This window comes from Streptomyces sp. WAC04114 (assembly GCF_019733245.1).
GTDB classification, from domain to species: Bacteria; Actinomycetota; Actinomycetes; order Streptomycetales; family Streptomycetaceae; genus Streptomyces; species Streptomyces massasporeus_A.
In genome coordinates this window covers 1-735 of the sequence record NZ_JAIGQA010000400.1, presented here as the reverse complement: position 1 = coordinate 735, position 735 = coordinate 1, and the positions used below count along the sequence as shown (strand labels likewise).

Below are 735 nucleotides of genomic sequence, written 5' to 3'. Positions count from 1 at the left end.
GCCGTTGCCGAGCTGCTCGACCCGGGAGAAGGTGCAGATGATCTGGGCGAGGGCGAAGGCCGGGAGATCGCTGGGGCGTTCGCTCAGCCGCAGCACCGTGTCCGGGTCGTCCCCGACCGGGCCGGTGACCGCCAGGTCCAGCGGTACCGCGCTGGTGAAACCGGCGGCCTGCTCCTCCTCGTCCGGGTCGTTCTGGAGTTCGGTGAGCAGCGCGGTGGCCAGCGCGACCCGGTCGGTGCCGGCCGTGGTGACATCCACCGGGCGCGGTACGGCCTCCACGCGGGTGCCGCACACCAGGTACACCTCGGCGGCGGCGGCGACCGCCGTGCCGGGTACGGTGCCCGCGCCGGTCTCCATCGCCGTGTCGCAGCTGGCCCGGGACGGGGCGGGGCCGGCGTCCACCGGCACATTGGTGGAGCGGATGCCGCAGCCGGCGGTGGCCGCGAGCGCCAGGCAGGCCGCCAGGAGGGCGGGGCCGGTGCGCAGGGTTCCTCGGGTCATGTGTCGCGCTCCTTCCCCGGGCCGTCCGGCTTCCCCGGACGGTTCCGCTCGCCGCTGCTGTCGCCGTTCCCGCCGTCGCCCTCGGTGTCGTCGCCCCCGTCGCTCTCACCGTCGCCGTCGCCGTCACCGTCGCCGTCCCCCGGCGCCTCGCGCGGCAGCCGCAGCGTGAACACCGCGCCGCCCTCCGGCGCGTTGGCGGCCGAGATCTCGCCGCCGTGCAGATGAGCGTTCTCC

Annotated in this window: 1 protein-coding gene and 1 pseudogene; both read right to left on the bottom strand. The window is 75.9% G+C overall.

What is annotated here, in order from left to right; translation table 11 throughout:
* Positions 1 to 501, bottom strand: a 501-nt coding sequence (locus tag K4G64_RS39435) for a hypothetical protein (RefSeq protein WP_221760644.1), incomplete at its 3' end; no start/stop codon positions are given.
* Positions 498 to 735, bottom strand: a pseudogene (locus K4G64_RS39430) (two-component sensor histidine kinase); the annotation flags it as partial. The gene K4G64_RS39435 and the pseudogene K4G64_RS39430, both read right to left, overlap by 4 nt.